The organism is Nostoc commune NIES-4072 (assembly GCF_003113895.1).
Taxonomy (GTDB): Bacteria; Cyanobacteriota; Cyanobacteriia; order Cyanobacteriales; family Nostocaceae; genus Nostoc; species Nostoc commune.
In genome coordinates, this window is record NZ_BDUD01000001.1 from 1,335,310 (window position 1) to 1,353,702 (window position 18,393).

Here is an 18,393-nt window from a genome sequence, read left to right on the forward strand (position 1 = left end):
CAACCTAAATACGTTGTTTCGGGCTTTTATCAATCACCTTTGATTGAGTGCGTAGGCGTAGCCCGCCGCAGGCATCGCTAAAATCTCATTGAAAAATCTAGCTATCAGCCTTGAAAACTCCATCTGTTATTTTGGCTTTTCTGTCAATGCGTAAGTTCTACTAAAGTGAAAGTTGCCTGATTGTAAGAGCGATAATTTACATCTCCATCCCCAATGGCAACTAAATCCTCGTCAATTTTCTGTGCTAAAGGAATAAAGTAATTAATAATTTCTAGTTCAGGAATTTTGCGTCCTTGAAAATACCATGTTTCTGGCACTAATCCTTTATCAGTAGCGAGTAGATCGACGATTGTTAAACCAAGTTCTTGAGCAAGCGATCGCAATTCAAATCTAGAAAGAGATTGAATTTCTCCAGACTTTCCTTCTGTTTCAGCCAGCAATCTAGCGTTTTCCAAGGCAATATCCAAATCTGCTTTTGTCCTATCTGCGTATGTTTTTGTTGCATTACTAATTTCTTCAGATTTCTCAAGTGTTACTAGTTTCGTTGACTCTATTGTATTGAAAACATTTTCTATTTGCGTAAGGTAATCGAATCGGCTTGTTTTGTCTGTATCAAAAGTACTTCTTCTTTCTAATTGCGTAAGGTAATTAGATCGGCTTGTATTGTCTGTAGGATGATAATGAATTTTAACTGGAGTACTTGAATTCGTATCTCGGAAGCTTATTGCGAAAGCACTGCTGGTTACCAAAACACAGGATAAAACAGCTATTACTAACCACTTGTTATTAATGCGAAATCTAAACATTTTATCCTCTGATTTCTAGTTGGTGATTTTCAAACATTTAAACTATTTAGGTAAAAAGCCTAGTAGTTTACTCTGTACTTATTGATAAAAAGCATAGGATTTTATAGCAATCCTAAATCATTGATAAACTTCTTTCATTCTTTCCTTAGAGGATGTTTGAAAAGTGTTCCAACGTGTGTTTCACTACCCTAGTTACCGAGAAACAGCTACGAAAGAATCGGAGTTTTGGGATTTGAGATCGTGCCCCTGATTTCCACTTGAGGCTCAAGATGACCCTTTTCAAACAACCTCTTAACACCCTTGGCGCCTTCTCTACAAGACGCTATGCAAAGGCGGTTCGATAATTTTCACAACTCAAATAGGATTGCTATAGCTTGTCAAAAACATTAGACAAAAACAATTTATCATTGATATTTATTTTCTTAAAGAGAGTAATATATCTTTACAAGATGCAAATAACTATCTTGATTAAATAAATAAATCAATTCACAACATAGAACTATAAAGACAAGGTTATAAATCTTTCCTTTAGGTTTAACCATAAACACTACAATAGACCTCTTGCAAAAGTCAGAAAATCAGGAATGTCATTTTGAGCGTAACGCAGGGGAGAGAAAAATTTCACTAGATGTTTCGCCTTGCTCAAGATGACAATTTAAGTATTTATGCAAGAGGTCTAATTTTTTGGAACCCTCAAAAAATCAACTTAGCGATCGCTTAACGTTTTTGAGCGTAGGTCACTTCCAGATAACGATAAAAACAGCAGAGGCTATAAACCTATCTGACGGAAAATGCCTCACTGAACCGCCGCGTCACAGGTTCAGTGATGAATGTCAAAATTGATTTTTTACGAGTGACAATTTCACCTGAAGCAGACATACCTGGTGTAAACTCTACTTCTTGACCCCGCACGTTAACTGAGTGTTTATTTAGCCTAATTCTGGTCGGAAAAACTAAGCCTAATTCTTTATCAACAATTGCATTCGGACTGACTTGCATAACTTCCCCATTCACAGTGCCAAATTCCTGGAAAGGGAAAGTCGCCATTTTTACTTTTGCCTTCATTCCTTGACGAATAAAGCCGATATCGCGGTTGAGAACTTTCACCTCTAGGAGCATTTCTTCTCCTTCCGGCAAAATTGACAGCAATTCTTCACCTGATTGCACTGGCCCCTTGGTGGCTTTAACTCTGTATATTGTACCGGCAACGGGAGCCTCAATTGTTTCTAAAGCTTGCTGCTTCCTCGCCTGTTCTAATTGACCTTGAACAGTTGTCAGTTCTTCTTTACGCTTGTTGAACTGGGTCAAAATTTCACTTTGACGTTCTGACGCTACACGCTGGGCTTGACTACGTGCAGCATTGTAAGCTTGTTCTGCTTGGCGAATTTCTTGGACTTGAGCAGCAATATCTTTTTCTAATGATGTGACTTTATCTTGAGCCTCTGTTATTTTATTCTGGGCGTTAGTCACTTCATCTTGCGATCTAGTGATTTCTGTCTTTGCACGAGTTAATCTTTCTTGGGCATCCAAGTAATCGACACGAGGTACAGCACCAGGAGTCATTAAGCTACGTAAGCTTTTTTCCCTTTCTTCGGCAAGTGCCAAATTACTTTCAATTTTAATTCGGATGCTATCTGCGTTGGCAAGGTTGGTTTTGGCATTGGCAACGCTGCTTTTGGCATTAACTAAGTTGTCTTGCAACCGAGTCAAGCGGACTTTGGCTTGATCTATGAGTGATTTTTGGCGATTTGCTTCTGCTTCCGCCCCTGCTTGACGTGCTTGGAAGTCTTGCAGGCGGGAGTTTAAAAGTTCATCTTGCACTTTCGTTCCAGTAGTTTTGCCTCCGGTGCGTTCTGCATCCAAACGTTGCAAATCGTCCTGAATCAATCTAGAAGATTTGGCTAGGCGGGAAACATCGGTTATTTGCAAGTCTGGATCTTTTTGAATCAGAACTTGACCTTTAGTAACGCGATCGCCTTCTTTGACTTTAACAGCAACAATTGACCCCCCACCCAAGGATGTCACCGGTCTTACCTGTGTGGAAGCAATTAATTCTCCTGGTGCTGTTGCTACTTCATCTATTTGCGAGAAGTACGCCCAAGCGATGGTTCCAAATACGATGACGCTCATCGTTCCCGCTAATAATCTAGTATACAGGGGTGGCAATTCCTGTACCGCCTTCCCCAACTCATAAGTAAGTTGTTCCTCTGGTTGGGCGAATCGCTCTTTTGTCTGACGTGCTTGAGCAGCATTGACAGCTAGGGAAGATTTCATAGAATTTTAGATTTTAAAAATGGGGAGTGGGGAGTAGGGAATGGGGAATGGGGAATAATTGTTTGTTTGTCATTTATATCCTTTCTTTTACTCCTTCCTCCCCAGTACAGACGCGATTAATCGCGTCTCCTCTACTCCCCATTCCCCATTCAAACTGCTAGATAGCGCCGCAAAAAACTTTCTAATGTCTCTAACTGGAAGTTATAAATCGCTTCTAAATTGGCAATTTCATCTTTTGTACAGAAAAATTCATTTGCTAGCAATGTGCGATAAGTTCCTAAAGCTTTTTGGATTTGGGGATTAATTAAACCCAATGCACTTTGTAACCCATCAATGGCAAATAGTGGTGAGTTAATTATTACTGGTTGTTTGTTGAAGATCCGGCCAAAAATCCGGGGAATATCTTCTCGTAATAAAATCTCCGGCCCTCCCACTGGTAAAATCTGGTTGCGAGCGCCTTCAACTGTCACAGAATCCACCACTATCTTTGCTAAATCATCGGTACTGACTATTGAAGTACGGTTTTTGCGATCGCCAATCAGCAAATACAATCCCGTTTGCCGAAATTGTTCTACTAGTGGCAGCAAGTTAGATGCTAATCCAGATGGGCGTAAAATAGTGTAATTTAAGCCACTAGCTGACAAATATCGTTCTACTGCTCGTTTGGCTTTAAATACAGGAGCATCTTCATATCCGCGATCGGCTCCCAGTACAGAAATAAAAACAAAATGCTCTACGCCATTGGCTTTCGCCTGGTCTATTAGTTCAATATTAGCGCGGTAATCTAAAGATAAGGCATCGCTATCAGAACCGTGGGCGCTGATAACATACTTGACACCCCGACTAGCTTTCTGGATATCTCTTTCTTCTAGCAAGTCACCGATGAAAATTTCTGCACCCCGGTGTTCTAACTCGCTATAGCGCGAGGTAAGGCGGACAAATCCCCTTACAGACTGTTCTCGTTGTCGGAGGAGTCGCACAACTCTGCGACCGATTCCTCCCGTTACTCCAGTTATTAGAAACATATAAATACCTAAATTGAATAGTTACAGGGTTTATATAGGGGTTCGCTCGTTTGTTTGTAAGCCAATAAGTCATACCTTATTTATCTTAATCTCAAAAAATTATCCCCCACATCTTTGTAGATGCAGGGGATGGGGTAATAAGATTAGTTTTACTGGCTCAACAAGTCAACAGCTTGTTCAAGCGACATCTTAGCCTTGTGCAAGTTCAGTAGGTTCTCCTGGTCGTATCGGTCAGGATAGCTCATTTTCCTGCCTTCCAGCGTTATCCGAATTAGTGCTGCTTGCTCATCTGTGGGTGAATTCATCTCATCTATAGCAGAACTGATTACCTGGATAGCGTTAAAGTTAGGGAATTTTAACCCTTTACCTTGCTTCATTTGTTGCAGGGCTAAAAGTGGAAATGCCATCAGAGTTACGATGTACGAGGTTTTGTATCCTGCATTCCCAGTTGGTTTGATGCCGTATCTACGACACAAGTCGCGTAATTCTTTAATAGTCTTGATTTCAAGTTCGGAACGCGTGAACATAAAATAGTAGTGTCCATTTTTGAAATTGGATATTGGTGGTTGTACTTCCGGCAAGTTGTAGCAACCACCAAAAAACAATTTAATCTGCTGCCTACCAGTGATTCAAGTTATATTTATATTTCTACATAAATGCCTAACCCTAAAGGTCATCCAGAAAATTTAAACCCATTTAAATCAGAGAGGGAAGAACCTTTAAGTGAGCGTCTTAATTTACGTGTCACAAAAACTATGAAGGAAGAACTATCTACTAAAGATGATCCTCCAGAATTTTGCCGTCGTGCAATCCAGGAAGCATTAGATAAAGATAGAGAAAAGTAATCTCAAAGAAATAGTTGTCCCAAGTGTGTGAATTACTGCAATGAATCAGCAATTAAGCATGTTGAAAAAGCAATATGCTTGATTGCTTGCGGAAAATACCGAAATAAGAAAGTAAACTGGTGTTTGGGCAATACCGTTCGGATAAGGTTTTTTGATGACACGCCGCTAATTGTAGAGACGGCGATTTATCGCGTCTCTTTCCTTAACCGAACCGTATTGCGAGTGGTAATGTAATAACAAAATCCAGATTAAAAATTTCGACGTGAGCGAGTCATAACGTGATATAAATTCTTGTTTAGTCCTCTTGAGAGGACTTTCGCTATTAGCCGTAGGTTTCTAACCTATGGCGGGTGATAAATTAAAATATAAGATTGTGGATTAAGGTATTTGCATCATTGCAGAATATTGGCATTGCCCACACGTCCGCCTCAGAATAAATTCTGCGGCTCATAGCAAAAGTCATCTAAAGCTGACTGAAATTCTTGTTTTACCTGCATTTCCAGCTAAAGGCTAGAAAGAAGCTTGAAAAAATTTTTCCCAATTTAAAATCCCCCACATCTTTGTAGATGCAGGGGGAGTATTAACAATTCAAAATTGTTTCACATGGGCATTTAAACACTTTGTCCAAACACCCCACTTCAAAACTATTCAGCAGCTTTGTTATTAGCTCTATTAGCACGCGCTTCAGCCGAAGCCATCACCTCATCCATATTCTCTAAGACTTCGCCAGGGAAGTTTTCCAAAACTCTGGTAGAAAGAGCAACCCGCCCTTTACCCTCATCCAAGTCAATAATTACAGCTTTAATTTGCTGACCAACTTGAAATACCTTTTCTAATGAGTCGATGAATTTTTGGCTTACCTGCTTGATATGAAGCAAAGCCCCCATACCATTTAAATCGACAAACACACCAAAAGGTTTGATACCAGTAACTTTACCTTCCACCAGTTGACCTAGTTCTAATAAGCTGAAGTTGCTAGAACGAGTTGCTAAACGCTGGGAAAGGATGAGTTTATTGGTGTTTTTATTAATTTCCAAAAAGCCCACAGTCAGATTTTGACCTTTGAGTGCTTCTAAATTATCACGCTCTGCCAGGTGCGATCGCGGAATAAACCCTCGCAAGGAAAGAATATCGACGGTGACACCACCTTTATTTACACCCATAACCCGAACTTGCACAGTCTGAGCATTTTCCTGCATTTCCGCCAATCTTTCCCAGATGTGCTGAATTTCCAACTGCTTTCGAGAAAGAGTAACTTGACCTTCTGCATCCTGATCTCGGATAATCAAAAACTGCATTTCCTCTTGCAATGGCAGCACTTCCGATAAATCGGTAACTGCTCTCAAAGAAGCCTCATCGCGCGGCAGAAAAGCTGACGACTTGCCACCAATATCGACATAAGCTCCATCATGGTCAAGTTGGAACACTTTGCCATGTACAACCTGTCCCTTTTGAAACTGGTAGTCGTGTTTTTCTAGTGCTTTGGCAAAATCGTCCATTGTAAACGGCGAATTGGCTGTTTGAGAAAGTTTCGATTCGGAATTCATGACTTTTGAAGATTAATTGTTATTTGATATGGTGCAACTGGAGTTTAAGATTGTCATTTGTCATTTGTCATTTGTCCTTTGCTAATGACTAATGACTAATGACTAATGACTAATGACTAATTCAGTTGACTAAAGAGTTGTTGGACTTGCTCCCAAGCATCAGCAGCAGCTTTAGGATTATAACTGGCACGACGGTCACAGAAAAATCCGTGATCAGCTCCATCGTAGCGAAACACACGATGAGGAATTTTATATTTTTCTAACTCTGCTTCAATTTCATCTACTTGTTCGGGTGGAATGCTAGCATCTTCTTTGCCAAAAAAGGCATAGAGAGTGCCTGGAATTTCCTTGGTGCGGGTAACAGTGGGAGTTCCACCTCCTGGTGTGCGAGTAGTAATTCCAGCACCGTAGAAAGAAGCCGTAGCTTTAATATCTGGTAAGGTAGCTGCAAGATATGCGACATAACCGCCAAAGCAGAAGCCAATACAGCCAAAACTATCTTTTTTGACTTGGGGCAGAGTTTTGAGGTAGTCAATTGCTACTTGAATATCGCTTAATAACTCTGAGGCTTTAGTTTGCATAGCGTAGCTTCTGCCCGTTTCAATATCTTCGGGTGTGTATCCGGTTTCAAAACCAGGAGCAGTCCGTTGAAAAAGTGCAGGTGCGATCGCTACATATCCAAGTTTGGCAATCCGTTCAGTAACATCCCGAATGTGAACGTTGACACCAAAAATCTCTTGTAATACCACGACTCCTGGGTAAGATCCAGCTTCTTTTGGCTCTGCTAAATAAGCAGATACTTGAATATTATCTTGCAAAAGATTAACTGTTGTGGTAATTATTGCTTGCTCTGTCATAATAATTTTTACCAGTGCTGTATGATTAGCCGTGTGTTTATTTGATATAACTATGCCAGTACGCCCAGGTCATTTCCATTTAAATTATCAATTACCAGTAGGAGCGCATTAGAAATTTGTACCAGAAAAACTTCATGTGTAAATAAAATATTTGACATGTAGCAAATGCAGCTGGTCACTAAAGGAGGGCTGAGTTAAAAGTGCTGTGTGCTGAGTAGTAAATCAACACTCCCCACTCCCCACTCCCCACTCCCCACTCCCCACTCAGTATTCAGGAGATTTGCTGATGATTCAATTCCGTATTCAGCCAGACAGCGAAATTCCCGCATCAACCCAGCTGTTTAATCAAATCCGGTTTGCGATCGCGTCTCGGCAATATCCCCCTGCTTACAAATTGCCAAGCACAAGGGCATTAGCAATGCAAACTGGATTACATCGTAATACCATAAGCAAAGTTTACCGTCAACTAGAAGAAGACGGATTTGTTGAAAGTATGGCTGGTTCGGGGATTTATGTTCGTCCCCAAGGTCATGAGGGCGGTAGCAGGCTGCAATCACCAATACTCAAACAAAATCCTGATGCATATCAAGTTGTCCAAAAAGCACTTGATGATTTGCTCACCCAAGGATGTTCACTCAATCAAGCCAGAGAGCTATTTTTAGCAGAAATTGACTGGCGCTTGCGTTGTAGTGCGCGGGTACTGGTAGCAGTTCCATCTTATGATATGGGTGCTGGTGAGTTGATGGTGTATGAATTAGAGCGATCGCTAAAAATACCAGTCCAGTTGGTAGCAATGGAAGAATTAACTGCTGTATTAGATAAAACTACCTCTGCGACAGTAGTCACAAGTCGGTATTTTATCAGTAATGTAGAAGCGATCGCAGCTCCTAAAGCTGCACGGGTAATTCCTCTGGATATCTACGACTACAGCAAAGAACTCAACCTCTTGAAAACCTTACCAAAAGAAAACTGTGTAGGCATAGTTAGCCTCAGTTCCGGGATTGCACGAGCCGCAGAAGTCATCCTCCACGGTCTGCGAGGGGATGAACTACTAGTAATGACTTCGCAACCAAAAGATGCTTATAAACTTCAGGCAATGGTTAAACGAGCTGAAGTAATCATAAGTGATCAAGCCAGTTTTGCGGCAGTCCAAGCAGCCGTGCAAGCATCTGATGAAGATATTATTCGTCCACCGAAGCTGATTAAGGTTGAAAATTATATCGGTACTAACTCAATTAACTTGCTAAAACGAGAACTGGGTTTAGGTTAATTCAAGGATAATTAAGAGAGAAGAAGAATTGCATAGGCGGACACACCTAACAAATAACTCAGGATTATGATTGTAGAAATGCAACCCTCTATTGGTTTGGTAGAAGCACTCAAGTAGATGTATGTCTGCTGTTTACTAGCACTCAGCTATAGGATTACTATTTGATTTTTGAACGGAATTAGGTATTGTACAGTGTGTTAGAACGGAGTTCGTGACGCACTATTATCAAGGGTTTGATGCCGTACTCTCCGTGCTAACACATCCTACAGATATTTTCTCCAAATCAAACCGGATTCCTATATATTGATTCAGCTACTTAGGGATTTCCAAGAAATAAATTATCCAAGAAAACGTAGACCGAAGGGCTTGCCGAAGGCTACCACAGAGGCGCAGAGCGCACAGACAAAGGAAGAAGAGAGTTAAACTAAATAGCAGAAAACTTTGCTAAACTTATCTATATTTAGGTATTTTAGACAAGTTTATGTGGAAGGTTGCAGAGTTTGGCGGATTAATTGGTGTCTCTTCATCGACGTTAAGGCGGTGGGAGACAGAAGGGAAACTAACCCCGGAAAGGACGCTAGGCAATCAAAGAATTTACACAGAATCACACTTAGCACTAGCTCGAAACCTGAAGTCCGGCAAATTTCCAACAAGAATAATTATCTATTGCCGTGTTTCATCACATGGGCAAAAAGATGATCTGCTTAGTCAAGTTGAATCTATGGATGGGTTTTGTGTTGCTAATGGCGTAGTAGTCACTGACAGAATCGAAGAAATAGGCGGTGGACTTAACTTTAAGCGCAAAAAGTTTCTCCAAATTATTCAGTGGGCAATTCAAGGAGAAGTTAAATCGGTCTATGTAGCCCACAAAGATAGGCTATGCCGCTTCGGTTTTGACTTGGTAGAACAAATTATTGTCTGGGGAGGCGGAACTGTTGTAGTAGCTAACAGTGAAGCATTATCGCCCCATGAAGAACTGGTTCAAGATTTGTTGTCAATCGTGCATTGCTTTTCCAGTCGTTTATACGGATTACGCAAATATAAGCAAAAAGTAAAGTTAATTGCTCAAGGTGTCGATCCTTGTTCAAAGTAGGATATACTTATTTAAGTAAATAAGTTTGCAAAAGTTTAGCTATGTTTGCTATCAAGCGAGAATTAAAACTAAATAAGGTTGAAACCTCCTTGATGCGTGGCAATGCTGGCTTTAAGCGGTTTGTTTACAACTATGGATTAGAACTGCTAACTGCATCTTGGAGTTTTGAAGACGTAAAAGCTTCTGACTCCAAACGCATTGATGCTATCAAGAAAGTTCTAACTCAAGTTACAATGCAAAAGCCTGAATATGCGTGGATGAGAGAGTATCCGTCCACAGTGTATCAGTCAGCATTTATTGACTTGAAGGATGCTTTTTCGAAGTGGCGTAAAGGGTTAGGAGATTTCCCAAAGAAGAAGTCCAAGAAAAAAGGTGACTCCTTTAGTGTTTACAAAACTGCTGGCATATATCTCGAAAAAGGTAAACCAGCACTGCCATTTACTAACCGAGTTGTAATAAATGCTGGAAAGATTATAAAGTTACCCGGACTAAAGGAACTTAGATTAAAAGAACGAATTGATTTTATCTGTAGTTCCCAGACATTTACTGTTTCTAGAACCGCAGATAGATGGTTCGTTGCGTTTGTGTTGGATGCCGAGAAGATTCCACCAATAATTCACCCAATTAAAAAGATTGGTGTTGACTTAGGAGTGAAAGTCTTAGCAACTTGTTCTGACGGTACTTTTTACGATATGCCTGTCACTACCAAAAAGGCGAAAATCAAGCTTGGGAAATTGCAGTGGCGAAATCGTAATAAAGTCCTTGGCAATAAGAAGCTGAAAATCAAAGCATCAAATAAAGCGAAACGATATTATGTCCGACTGGCAACACAACACGCTCATGTTGCCAACATTCGGCAAGATGCCACTCAAAAAATGACCACTGACATAAGTCGTAAAGCTGCTGTCATTAGGATCGAGGATCTGAATGTATCAGGCATGATTGCTAACCATAAACTAGCCAGCGCTGTGAGTAATAACTGTTTTTACGAAATTCGTAGACAGTTGACTTACAAGCAACCTTTTTACGCGACTAGGGTTGAGTTGGTTGATAGATGGTATCCGTCCTCGAAGATGTGTTCCAAGTGCCACCACATTCAACCGATGGGACTGAGTGAGCGTGTTTATAGATGTGGTGGATGCGGCAATATTCAAGATCGTGATGAGAACGCCTCAATTAATTTGAGGGATGCACCTTTAAGCAAAGTAGGGTTGGCTTGACCCAAACTTAACGCCTGTGGACAAGAAGTAGCCGACTACCTTGGTTGAAGCAGGAAGAAAACATTAAGTCTATTTAATTAAGGTTAAGTAGGTTTGAGTAAGTTTTTTAAAGCAGAAGATTGTTATATGAGGTTTTTGGATATTTTTTAATTTGGAAGTCCCTTACTAAATCATCCAATAAAGGAACTGTTAAGAGGCAATATGAGTATCTCACTTCTAGACTATCCCATACAAGAGAAACTAGTGACCGTCGCAGATGTTTCTTGGGAGGAATTCAAAGCTATTGAGGCACAGTTAAAGGACAACCGCAATGTCCGACTCTCCTATTTATCAGGAATATTAGAAATTATGTCGCCCATTGGTGAAAAACATGAGTACGTGAAAAGAACTCTCGGCTACTTGCTAGAAGCTTACATGAGAGAGTTGGGAATCCGGTTCTACGGTCGTGGTGGTTTTACTTTGGAAGAACCAGGGTATGCTTCTGGTACACCAGATGAATCTTACTGTATTGGTAGCAATAAAGAAACGCCAGACATTGTTATTGAAGTAATTATTACTAGTGGCACCATTAATCGAAAAGAGTTATACAAACCCAAGAAAGTGCCTGAAGTTTGGTTCTGGAAATCTGACCAGATAAAGATATTCCGTTTAAATGCGACTGGCGAGTATGAAGAAGTAAACCGTAGTAGTTTCTTCCCAAATTTAGACCCAGCTTTGTTGCTGCAATATATTGGACATCCTGACCAGTATGACGCTATTGCAGAATTTGTGCAGGCTATCCGAAAATAACATTTTAGAACTAACCGTATTAATGGAATCAGGGTTCAATATTGAATTAGTACTGGCTGATAGTTTATATGGTGAAAGTAGCCAATTCATTAGAAAAATCGCTGAATATAACTTAGGTTATGTGGTGTCAATTAGAAGTAATCATGGAGTATGGCTACCAGCAGGGCAAAGGGTTAGGGCAAATAAATGGTGTAAATTTGAGAGAACATTTAGCAATCAAAAATCAGAGACAAGATATATTAGAGAAATAATTTATTTATGCTTATGGATGATTTAGCTCCTGAACTACTTGCTTATCTCGGAAAGTGACAGAAGAGGGATAACAAGTGTCTCAATCAAATAACCGCTTTTTTTCCTCTAATGTTGCAAATGATTAAGCCTAGACAGAATAAGGGTTTTCAGATCATCTTCAGGAAATCAAACGTATCTTAGCACGATGCCTAATTGTGTAAATTTTTTAAAAGTTCATTGGTGAAATAGCAACTAACAGTATATTGTGAAGTTTATCAAGGCTTTCTAATACCGTATAAACACCAGAATAGTTAAACGCAGTAACCTACAAGAATACCTTGATCAGCAATTCTGATTCTTGTTTCAAAAGGTTTTAATCATGCTCAAAATTAAAAGCTCAACTGGTTTATGGATTACTAGTTTTGTAATAGTTCTAACGCTATTCTTTGGCTTTTTTTCAACAAAATTCGTTGCTCAAGCTCAATTCTCCGCACCTAAAATACAAACACCCGATTGTGTTACAGATGGACTTACTCAGGGTATTATCGGCTATAGATTAGTTGGTAATATTTTTTACTATGTTCGACGATTAGCAACCGTACCTGATGCATCTGTAGATGACTTTGGTGTGAATGCAGGTGGAGATGCATTAGAATTCTTTTGTCTCACCGATAACCCTCAAACAAGCTTAGGTAAGAGTGCTATTTGTTTATCTGGAGAGAATTGTCCCTGGAGATAAACACTGTAACTAGCATTGCACCTCGACTTTTTCAAACCTGCAATGACATTTTTCGATATAACTAAAGAACAATTCTTTGCGCTTTTGCGTGAGGCTAAGAAAAATAAATAAGTTAACTTCCTTGCGCTTGTGAGGTGTTAATTTGCAAAAACTCTTCTACTAGTCGCAGGTAAGTTGGCGCATCTTCCAACATCGGGAAATGCGCTGTGTTAGGAATCATCACAAATTTCACTTTGTCACTCAGTGCAGCTGCTTGACGCCCCATCTCGGCTGGAATAATCTTGTCATATTCCCCCGCCACAAGCAGAGTCGGCACTGTCAGCTTGGCAAACTCTTGCGGCATCACTTCAGACTGAGCCTTACTGACTGAAGTAAAAATTGTTCCTAAAGCCGCATCGTAATCTGCTTCGAGAAAATCTTCCAAAAAAGCTTGCCGCTCAGAATGTGGTATGGAACTATGCAAAAATCTGGCCATAAACATCCGGTCAACAAATGGAATTTTGCTTAACCACTTGGGACGGAATTTAACTACATAGCCACCAAATTTATGAAAAGCACTAAAGGATTTTTCGTCGTACTCAAAAACGCCGCTACAGGTTAAAATTCCTCGTTCCACTCGTTGAGGATAGCGGTTAAAAAATAAAGTAGCAACAGACGCGCCCATCGAGTGAGCATTGATATAAACACGCTGAAGATGCAACCCATCTAACAAAGCTGCCAAATCATCAGCGTATTCTTCTAATTCATAAGTTAACTCTCTGATTGCCTGTGATTCTTCCTGGGGGGATTCCGATTCAGCAACAGCTTCACTTGCTTCGGCTATGGTTGGCTTTCCACCAGAACGGCCAAACCCCCGCATATCGTAGAGTAAACAATCAAATTGCTCCGATAAAGCATTCGCAGTATTTTGCCAATATCTAGCCGAACCAGCCCAACCGTGCATAAAAACCATCACTGGTTTTACCAAAGAACCAGATGGTTTTTTCACCCATTCGTAGTAATGCTCAACGCCACGAACATTAATATAAGGCATTAGTCATTTGTCCTTTGTCAGTTGTCACATAGTTATTATTCCTTAGTTTTTGCCTAATGACTAATGACCGATGACTAATGACTATTAGGCTGATTCTGGCTTCGGTAGTGAAGATGGATGTATTATCAGTTCGGCAGTTGATCGCTTCTCAACCATCTCCCGTGTTACTGTACAACGTGTCACATCCTTACGAGATGGTAACTCGTACATAACATCCAGCATCAATTCTTCCACAATGCCCCGCAGCGCTCTCGCACCAGTTTTACGACGGTAGGCTTCTTGAGCGATCGCTCGTAAAGCATCTGGTTTAAAATCTAACTGGACATTATCCATCTTCAGCAGTTTTTGGTACTGCTTCACTAAGGCACTGCGTGGTTGGGTGAGAATCGCCATCAACGCTTCTTCATCTAGCGGATCTACCACTGCTACCATTGGCACGCGTCCAATAAATTCGGGAATCATGCCAAATTTTACTAGATCGTCTGGTGCTAAATGGCGTAGAGTATCTGCTGCCCGTTTTTCTTTCGATTGGCCTTCTCCAGGTTGCACAAAGCCTATTGCTTTTTTGCCAACTCTCTGATCCACAACCTTTTCTAAGCCTACGAAAGCACCACCACAGACGAACAAAATATTACTTGTATCAATCTGGATGCAGTCTTGATAGGGATGCTTACGCCCTCCTTGGGGTGGTACATTGGCGATCGTTCCCTCTAACATTTTCAGCAAGGCTTGCTGCACGCCTTCGCCAGAAACATCGCGGGTAATTGACGGATTCTCACTCTTGCGAGCAATTTTGTCAATTTCATCAATGTAGATAATTCCTCGTTGCGCTTCTTCTATATCTAAATCTGCCACCTGCAACAGTCGCAGCAAGATATTTTCCACATCTTCTCCTACATACCCCGCTTCTGTCAGCGTCGTAGCATCAGCGACGGCAAAGGGTACATCCAGAATTTTTGCTAGGGTTTGCGCTAAGAGAGTTTTACCGCAACCAGTCGGGCCAATTAACAAAATGTTGGACTTTTGCAGTTCTACAGCATCATCTGCCGCAGCTTTGCCACTTGTTTTAGACTGAATGACCGCCAACCGCTTGTAGTGATTGTAAACGGCTACTGACAGCACTTTTTTGGCTTCGTCTTGACCAATAACGTGTTCGTCTAGATAATTTTTAATCTCTCTTGGCTTGGGTATTTGATTAAACGAAATACTAGAAGATTGGGTACGTCGTTTTTGAGGTGGTTCTGCTCTTGGTGCCGGTTGTGCTGCCGCACCATTCGTATCGAGTAACTCCTCGTCTAGTATTTCATTACACAAGTCAACGCATTCATCGCAGATGTAGACTCCCGGCCCCGCGATTAATTTACGCACCTGCTCTTGAGACTTGCCGCAAAACGAACATTTTAAATGGGAGTCGTACTTAGACATACCAGCCTCTTATTTCAGAATGGTGACGTTTTCCCCTGCTGTGGGAAGATTTTGCCTGGAAATGACCTGATCAATCAAACCGTAGTTCTTCGCCTCTTCTGCCGACATGAAAAAGTCGCGCTCAGTATCTGCTTCAATTCTTTCTATGGGTTGACCAGTATGATGAGCCATTAACTCATTCAACTTAGCCTTAATGTAAAGAATTTCTCTGGCTTGAATTTCAATGTCAATGGCTTGACCTTGAGCGCCACCAAGTGGTTGGTGAATCATAATCCGGGAGTCGGGCAGAGACATTCGCTTACCGGCAGCCCCTGCTGTTAACAAAAATGCCCCCATGCTCGCGGCTAATCCAAAACAGATGGTAACAACATCAGGGCGAATTTGTTGTATTGTATCATAGATTGCCATGCCTGCGTAGACAGAGCCGCCAGGAGAATTAATATACAGTTGGATGTCTTTTTCTGAGTCTTCGGCGTCTAGGAATAACAACTGAGCCACAATTGAGTTGGCTACGGTATCGTCTATTGGCGTTCCCAGAAAGATAATCCGCTCTCGCAGCAGGCGGGAGTAGATGTCGAAAGCCCTTTCTCCCATGCCAGATTGTTCCACCACCATCGGCACGATGTTGCTAGGGCTGTTCAACTGGGAGTTAATGTTTATTCGACTTTGGTTGCTGATGGGGTTGTTTCCCGACTGCGATACAAGCATACAAGCTTTCTTTGACGATAATTTAGGACAAATGGTTCAGCAGCAGATGCTGCCTTTTCGACGAATGGGATTTTTATAGGTACGTGTTAACCATTATGCCTCATATAATTTCCTCTCGTGTAACACAGTATCAAGCTCAGGCGCTCACATGTGTCACAATTTGCTGAAAATTTATTCATTCTTTAATTATTTTGTCTTCCTACCTGAGTTTTCAGGATTTAAGAGTCATTGGACAATAATTAGTAGTTATTCTCCCCCTGCTCCCTCATCTCTTTTACCTTACCCATTTCACCAGTACTTTAACTCAGAACTGGTGAATTGATGGCTAGTGAGATTTCTAATTATCCTTCTGTGACTTCTGTTGAAGCTTCGATGGTTTCTTCCTCTGTCTGAGGTGCATCAGCATCAGCGTCTGATTCTGTGGCTTCTATTTCCTCTATAGGATTCAACGAGCCTTCGGGTACAAGTTCAACTGAGGAGTGTTCTAAGAGCCAATCAATGGTTTTTTCAGTTAATAGTTCGTTTTCCACAATTGAGCGCAGTCTATCTTCATCAACGTCTTGCTCCTCTGGGTACTGTTCCAAAAGTTCTGTGACTCTGGCTGCGATTTCTTCTGGTGTTACCTCGATAGATTCGCGTTTAGCAACTTCCCGCAAGGACAAGGAGCGTTTGATGCGTTCAATTGCCTCAGTGCGCGATCGCTCCCGCAATTGAGGAATAATATCTGTAGTAAACAACTTCCTCACATCCAATCCCTGCTGAGATAGTCGCATTGCTGTTTGCGTTAGCATTGCATCCACTTCTTGCTCAATCATGGTTGCTGGTAAGTCAACTTCTACATGCTTGAGCAGTTCCGTTAACAATGCTTCCTGTTTATTTGTTTTTGTTTTGTCGTCCGCCTCTTTTTGATATTGCTCGACCAAAGAAGCGCGTAACTCCTCTAAGGTTTCAAAATCGCTGATTTCTTGGGCGAAATCGTCATTTACTTCTGGTAGTTCCTTTTCTTTCAGTTCTTTAAGCGTCACTGTGAAAGTTGCCGCTTTTCCAGCTAAATCTTCATTAGCATAAGGATCTGGGAACTGTGCCGCAATTTCTCTGGTTTCTTCCGGATTCATCCCCACTATTCCCGAAATAAAGCCTGGAATAAACTTATCTTCCTGCAATTCAACTTGAAAATCAGTTGCTTCGGCTCCGGGAATCGGTTCTAGTTCAGCTGTTTCGTCTTCGCCTTCACCTCTGGCGAATGAACCTTTAAAATCGACTACGGCAATATCACCGATTTGGGCTGCACGTCCTTCTACAGGAATCAATGTCGCCAATTCTTGACGTTCTTTGTCAAGGGTAGCGTCCACTCGTTCTGGTTCGTACTTAACTTCTTCAGCTTTAGCTTGCAAATCAGTGTACTGAAGCAAATTTACTTCTGGTTCTACATCGACAGCAGCCGAAATCGTCAGGGGTTTCCCAGGTTCATAATTCTTAATTAAATCCTCAAAAGAGGAACGCAATTGCGGCTGACCTATTGCCGGAATAGCTTCTTGTTTAACCGCTTGCTCAATACCGTCTTGAATTAGTTCTTCCAGCGCTGCTGCCTTAATTCGAGTTGTACCCAGCCGTTGTAGCAATATCGGCCGAGGCACCTTGCCTTTACGAAACCCAGGAATATTGGCAGTACTCGCTAAGTTTTTAATGACCTGTTCGTAAGTTTGCTTGGTAATTTCTGGCGTAATCTCTATTTCCAGGCCAATTTGGCTGGCGGGAAGTTTTTCCTGGGTAACTTTCATGCTTAGTCTCTAGTTTTCTGGTATTTTATACTCCAAGTACACACAAGATGCAATAATTGTTTGCGTTTATGGCTTGATGTGTCTTAAGGAAATGGGATGCCAAAAGGCTTTATGACATCCAAAGGATGGATGTTTGTCTTGGGGCAAAGATCCAGTTTACTGCCAATCACCTGGGACTTGACATTTTCCCTTCATAACAATTTAGTTAATGGGGACTAGCATTAGTTCTTCTTTGTCCCTCTGCTCCCTCGGAAACTTAGGAATTAATTATTCAGTGGGCTAACGCCGTGATATCCTGGTTCTCAGCGACTAGTTAGTACTCCCAAGTTCAAGTTATAGTATTGAGTCTAGCTATTATTAAGTTGTGATACAAGATCGCATCTATTACCTAACCGTATAGCTCAGTTTTATACTGTGCTGGTTTTATCCATTTAGATCATAGTATATGCGTCATCTTGGTAAGCAACTTTGAATCTAAGCGTTAGTTAGCCTTACAAGTGGGATGCCTATGAAACGCCTAAGTGCAGATATCTCTATTTTTCTGCTAAATGGCTGTTTGTTGTATAATATATAGTTTAAATCGATGGAAAAATTGGATAGCCATTGTTGTAAAGCGCAACGTAACTTAAATTATTAAATAGCCCAGAAAATAAATGTATTAAATATTTAGAAATTAAAAATTGACACAGAATAGACTAAATTAGAGATAAATTTCAACTTATTGAAAATGTATTCCAAGGCAATCATCGC

General features: G+C 41.0%; 16 protein-coding genes and 1 pseudogene. 7 read left to right on the forward strand and 10 right to left on the reverse strand.

What is annotated here, in order from left to right:
* Positions 1-143 precede the first annotated feature (143 nt).
* From CDC33_RS05960 to CDC33_RS05975, 4 genes are all read right to left on the reverse strand, one after another.
* Positions 144-806, reverse strand: a complete 663-nt coding sequence (locus tag CDC33_RS05960) for a hypothetical protein (protein ID WP_109007702.1) — start codon at positions 804-806, stop codon at positions 144-146.
* A 777-nt stretch (positions 807-1,583) separates the two neighbouring features.
* Positions 1,584-3,080: a beta-barrel domain-containing protein gene (locus CDC33_RS05965; RefSeq protein ID WP_109007703.1), complete on the reverse strand. Its 1,497-nt coding sequence runs from the start codon at positions 3,078-3,080 to the stop codon at positions 1,584-1,586.
* A 149-nt stretch (positions 3,081-3,229) separates the two neighbouring features.
* Positions 3,230-4,105 (reverse strand): SDR family oxidoreductase, encoded by an 876-nt coding sequence (locus CDC33_RS05970; RefSeq protein WP_109007704.1) that lies wholly within the window; start codon positions 4,103-4,105, stop codon positions 3,230-3,232.
* 149 nt (positions 4,106-4,254) lie between these two features.
* The gene (locus tag CDC33_RS05975) at positions 4,255-4,632 is read right to left on the reverse strand and encodes a hypothetical protein (RefSeq protein ID WP_109007705.1); all 378 of its coding nucleotides are present in this window, start codon (positions 4,630-4,632) and stop codon (positions 4,255-4,257) included.
* Positions 4,633-4,761: 129 nt separating this feature from the next.
* Between CDC33_RS05975 and CDC33_RS05980 the strand changes: the two genes are divergently transcribed.
* Positions 4,762-4,950, forward strand: coding sequence for a hypothetical protein (locus CDC33_RS05980; RefSeq protein ID WP_109007706.1), 189 nt, complete (start codon positions 4,762-4,764; stop codon positions 4,948-4,950).
* A 644-nt stretch (positions 4,951-5,594) separates the two neighbouring features.
* Here CDC33_RS05980 and CDC33_RS05985 read toward each other — a convergent pair.
* Together CDC33_RS05985 and CDC33_RS05990 are read right to left on the reverse strand one after the other, a co-directional pair.
* On the reverse strand, positions 5,595-6,497 hold the full coding sequence (locus CDC33_RS05985; RefSeq protein ID WP_109007707.1) for a S1 RNA-binding domain-containing protein: 903 nt from the start codon (positions 6,495-6,497) through the stop codon (positions 5,595-5,597).
* Positions 6,498-6,613: 116 nt separating this feature from the next.
* Positions 6,614-7,354 carry a dienelactone hydrolase family protein gene (locus CDC33_RS05990; RefSeq protein WP_109007708.1) on the reverse strand — a complete coding sequence of 247 codons (741 nt, stop codon included), beginning with the start codon at positions 7,352-7,354 and terminating at the stop codon, positions 6,614-6,616.
* Positions 7,355-7,640: 286 nt separating this feature from the next.
* Between CDC33_RS05990 and CDC33_RS05995 the strand changes: the two genes are divergently transcribed.
* From CDC33_RS05995 to CDC33_RS06020, 6 genes and pseudogenes are all read left to right on the forward strand, one after another.
* Positions 7,641-8,624 carry a GntR family transcriptional regulator gene (locus tag CDC33_RS05995; protein ID WP_109007709.1) on the forward strand — a complete coding sequence of 328 codons (984 nt, stop codon included), beginning with the start codon at positions 7,641-7,643 and terminating at the stop codon, positions 8,622-8,624.
* A 481-nt stretch (positions 8,625-9,105) separates the two neighbouring features.
* Positions 9,106-9,717, forward strand: a complete 612-nt coding sequence (locus CDC33_RS06000; protein WP_109007710.1) for an IS607 family transposase — start codon at positions 9,106-9,108, stop codon at positions 9,715-9,717.
* A gap of 41 nt (positions 9,718-9,758) precedes the next feature.
* Positions 9,759-10,937: an RNA-guided endonuclease InsQ/TnpB family protein gene (locus CDC33_RS06005; protein WP_181373844.1), complete on the forward strand. Its 1,179-nt coding sequence runs from the start codon at positions 9,759-9,761 to the stop codon at positions 10,935-10,937.
* 201 nt (positions 10,938-11,138) lie between these two features.
* Positions 11,139-11,726: a Uma2 family endonuclease gene (locus CDC33_RS06010; RefSeq protein ID WP_109007711.1), complete on the forward strand. Its 588-nt coding sequence runs from the start codon at positions 11,139-11,141 to the stop codon at positions 11,724-11,726.
* A gap of 10 nt (positions 11,727-11,736) precedes the next feature.
* A pseudogene (locus CDC33_RS06015) lies at positions 11,737-11,982 on the forward strand (transposase); the annotation flags it as partial.
* A 354-nt stretch (positions 11,983-12,336) separates the two neighbouring features.
* Positions 12,337-12,696, forward strand: a complete 360-nt coding sequence (locus tag CDC33_RS06020; RefSeq protein WP_109007712.1) for a hypothetical protein — start codon at positions 12,337-12,339, stop codon at positions 12,694-12,696.
* Between the two features lie 112 nt (positions 12,697-12,808).
* On the opposite strand, the gene CDC33_RS06025 is transcribed toward CDC33_RS06020, so the two are convergent.
* From CDC33_RS06025 to tig, 4 genes are all read right to left on the reverse strand, one after another.
* Entirely contained in the window at positions 12,809-13,729 is a 921-nt protein-coding gene (locus tag CDC33_RS06025) for an alpha/beta fold hydrolase (protein WP_109007713.1), read from the reverse strand.
* An 84-nt stretch (positions 13,730-13,813) separates the two neighbouring features.
* Entirely contained in the window at positions 13,814-15,154 is a 1,341-nt protein-coding gene (gene clpX, locus CDC33_RS06030; RefSeq protein ID WP_109007714.1) for an ATP-dependent protease ATP-binding subunit ClpX, read from the reverse strand.
* 9 nt (positions 15,155-15,163) lie between these two features.
* Positions 15,164-15,862: an ATP-dependent Clp endopeptidase proteolytic subunit ClpP gene (gene clpP, locus CDC33_RS06035; RefSeq protein ID WP_109007715.1), complete on the reverse strand. Its 699-nt coding sequence runs from the start codon at positions 15,860-15,862 to the stop codon at positions 15,164-15,166.
* Between the two features lie 341 nt (positions 15,863-16,203).
* The gene (tig, locus tag CDC33_RS06040) at positions 16,204-17,643 is read right to left on the reverse strand and encodes a trigger factor (protein ID WP_109007716.1); all 1,440 of its coding nucleotides are present in this window, start codon (positions 17,641-17,643) and stop codon (positions 16,204-16,206) included.
* Positions 17,644-18,393: the final 750 nt, after the last annotated feature.

Excerpts from the sequence above, each read along its gene's own strand:
- CDC33_RS05960 (WP_109007702.1), bottom strand. The coding sequence starts at position 806 with ATGTTTAGATTTCGCATTAATAACAAGTGGTTAGTAATAGCTGTTTTA.
- CDC33_RS05965 (WP_109007703.1), bottom strand. The coding sequence starts at position 3,080 with ATGAAATCTTCCCTAGCTGTCAATGCTGCTCAAGCACGTCAGACAAAA.
- CDC33_RS05970 (WP_109007704.1), bottom strand. The coding sequence starts at position 4,105 with ATGTTTCTAATAACTGGAGTAACGGGAGGAATCGGTCGCAGAGTTGTG.
- CDC33_RS05975 (WP_109007705.1), bottom strand. The coding sequence starts at position 4,632 with ATGTTCACGCGTTCCGAACTTGAAATCAAGACTATTAAAGAATTACGC.
- CDC33_RS05980 (WP_109007706.1), top strand. The coding sequence starts at position 4,762 with ATGCCTAACCCTAAAGGTCATCCAGAAAATTTAAACCCATTTAAATCA.
- CDC33_RS05985 (WP_109007707.1), bottom strand. The coding sequence starts at position 6,497 with ATGAATTCCGAATCGAAACTTTCTCAAACAGCCAATTCGCCGTTTACA.
- CDC33_RS05990 (WP_109007708.1), bottom strand. The coding sequence starts at position 7,354 with ATGACAGAGCAAGCAATAATTACCACAACAGTTAATCTTTTGCAAGAT.
- CDC33_RS05995 (WP_109007709.1), top strand. The coding sequence starts at position 7,641 with ATGATTCAATTCCGTATTCAGCCAGACAGCGAAATTCCCGCATCAACC.
- CDC33_RS06000 (WP_109007710.1), top strand. The coding sequence starts at position 9,106 with ATGTGGAAGGTTGCAGAGTTTGGCGGATTAATTGGTGTCTCTTCATCG.
- CDC33_RS06005 (WP_181373844.1), top strand. The coding sequence starts at position 9,759 with ATGTTTGCTATCAAGCGAGAATTAAAACTAAATAAGGTTGAAACCTCC.
- CDC33_RS06010 (WP_109007711.1), top strand. The coding sequence starts at position 11,139 with ATGAGTATCTCACTTCTAGACTATCCCATACAAGAGAAACTAGTGACC.
- CDC33_RS06020 (WP_109007712.1), top strand. The coding sequence starts at position 12,337 with ATGCTCAAAATTAAAAGCTCAACTGGTTTATGGATTACTAGTTTTGTA.
- CDC33_RS06025 (WP_109007713.1), bottom strand. The coding sequence starts at position 13,729 with ATGCCTTATATTAATGTTCGTGGCGTTGAGCATTACTACGAATGGGTG.
- clpX (WP_109007714.1), bottom strand. The coding sequence starts at position 15,154 with ATGTCTAAGTACGACTCCCATTTAAAATGTTCGTTTTGCGGCAAGTCT.
- clpP (WP_109007715.1), bottom strand. The coding sequence starts at position 15,862 with ATGCTTGTATCGCAGTCGGGAAACAACCCCATCAGCAACCAAAGTCGA.
- tig (WP_109007716.1), bottom strand. The coding sequence starts at position 17,643 with ATGAAAGTTACCCAGGAAAAACTTCCCGCCAGCCAAATTGGCCTGGAA.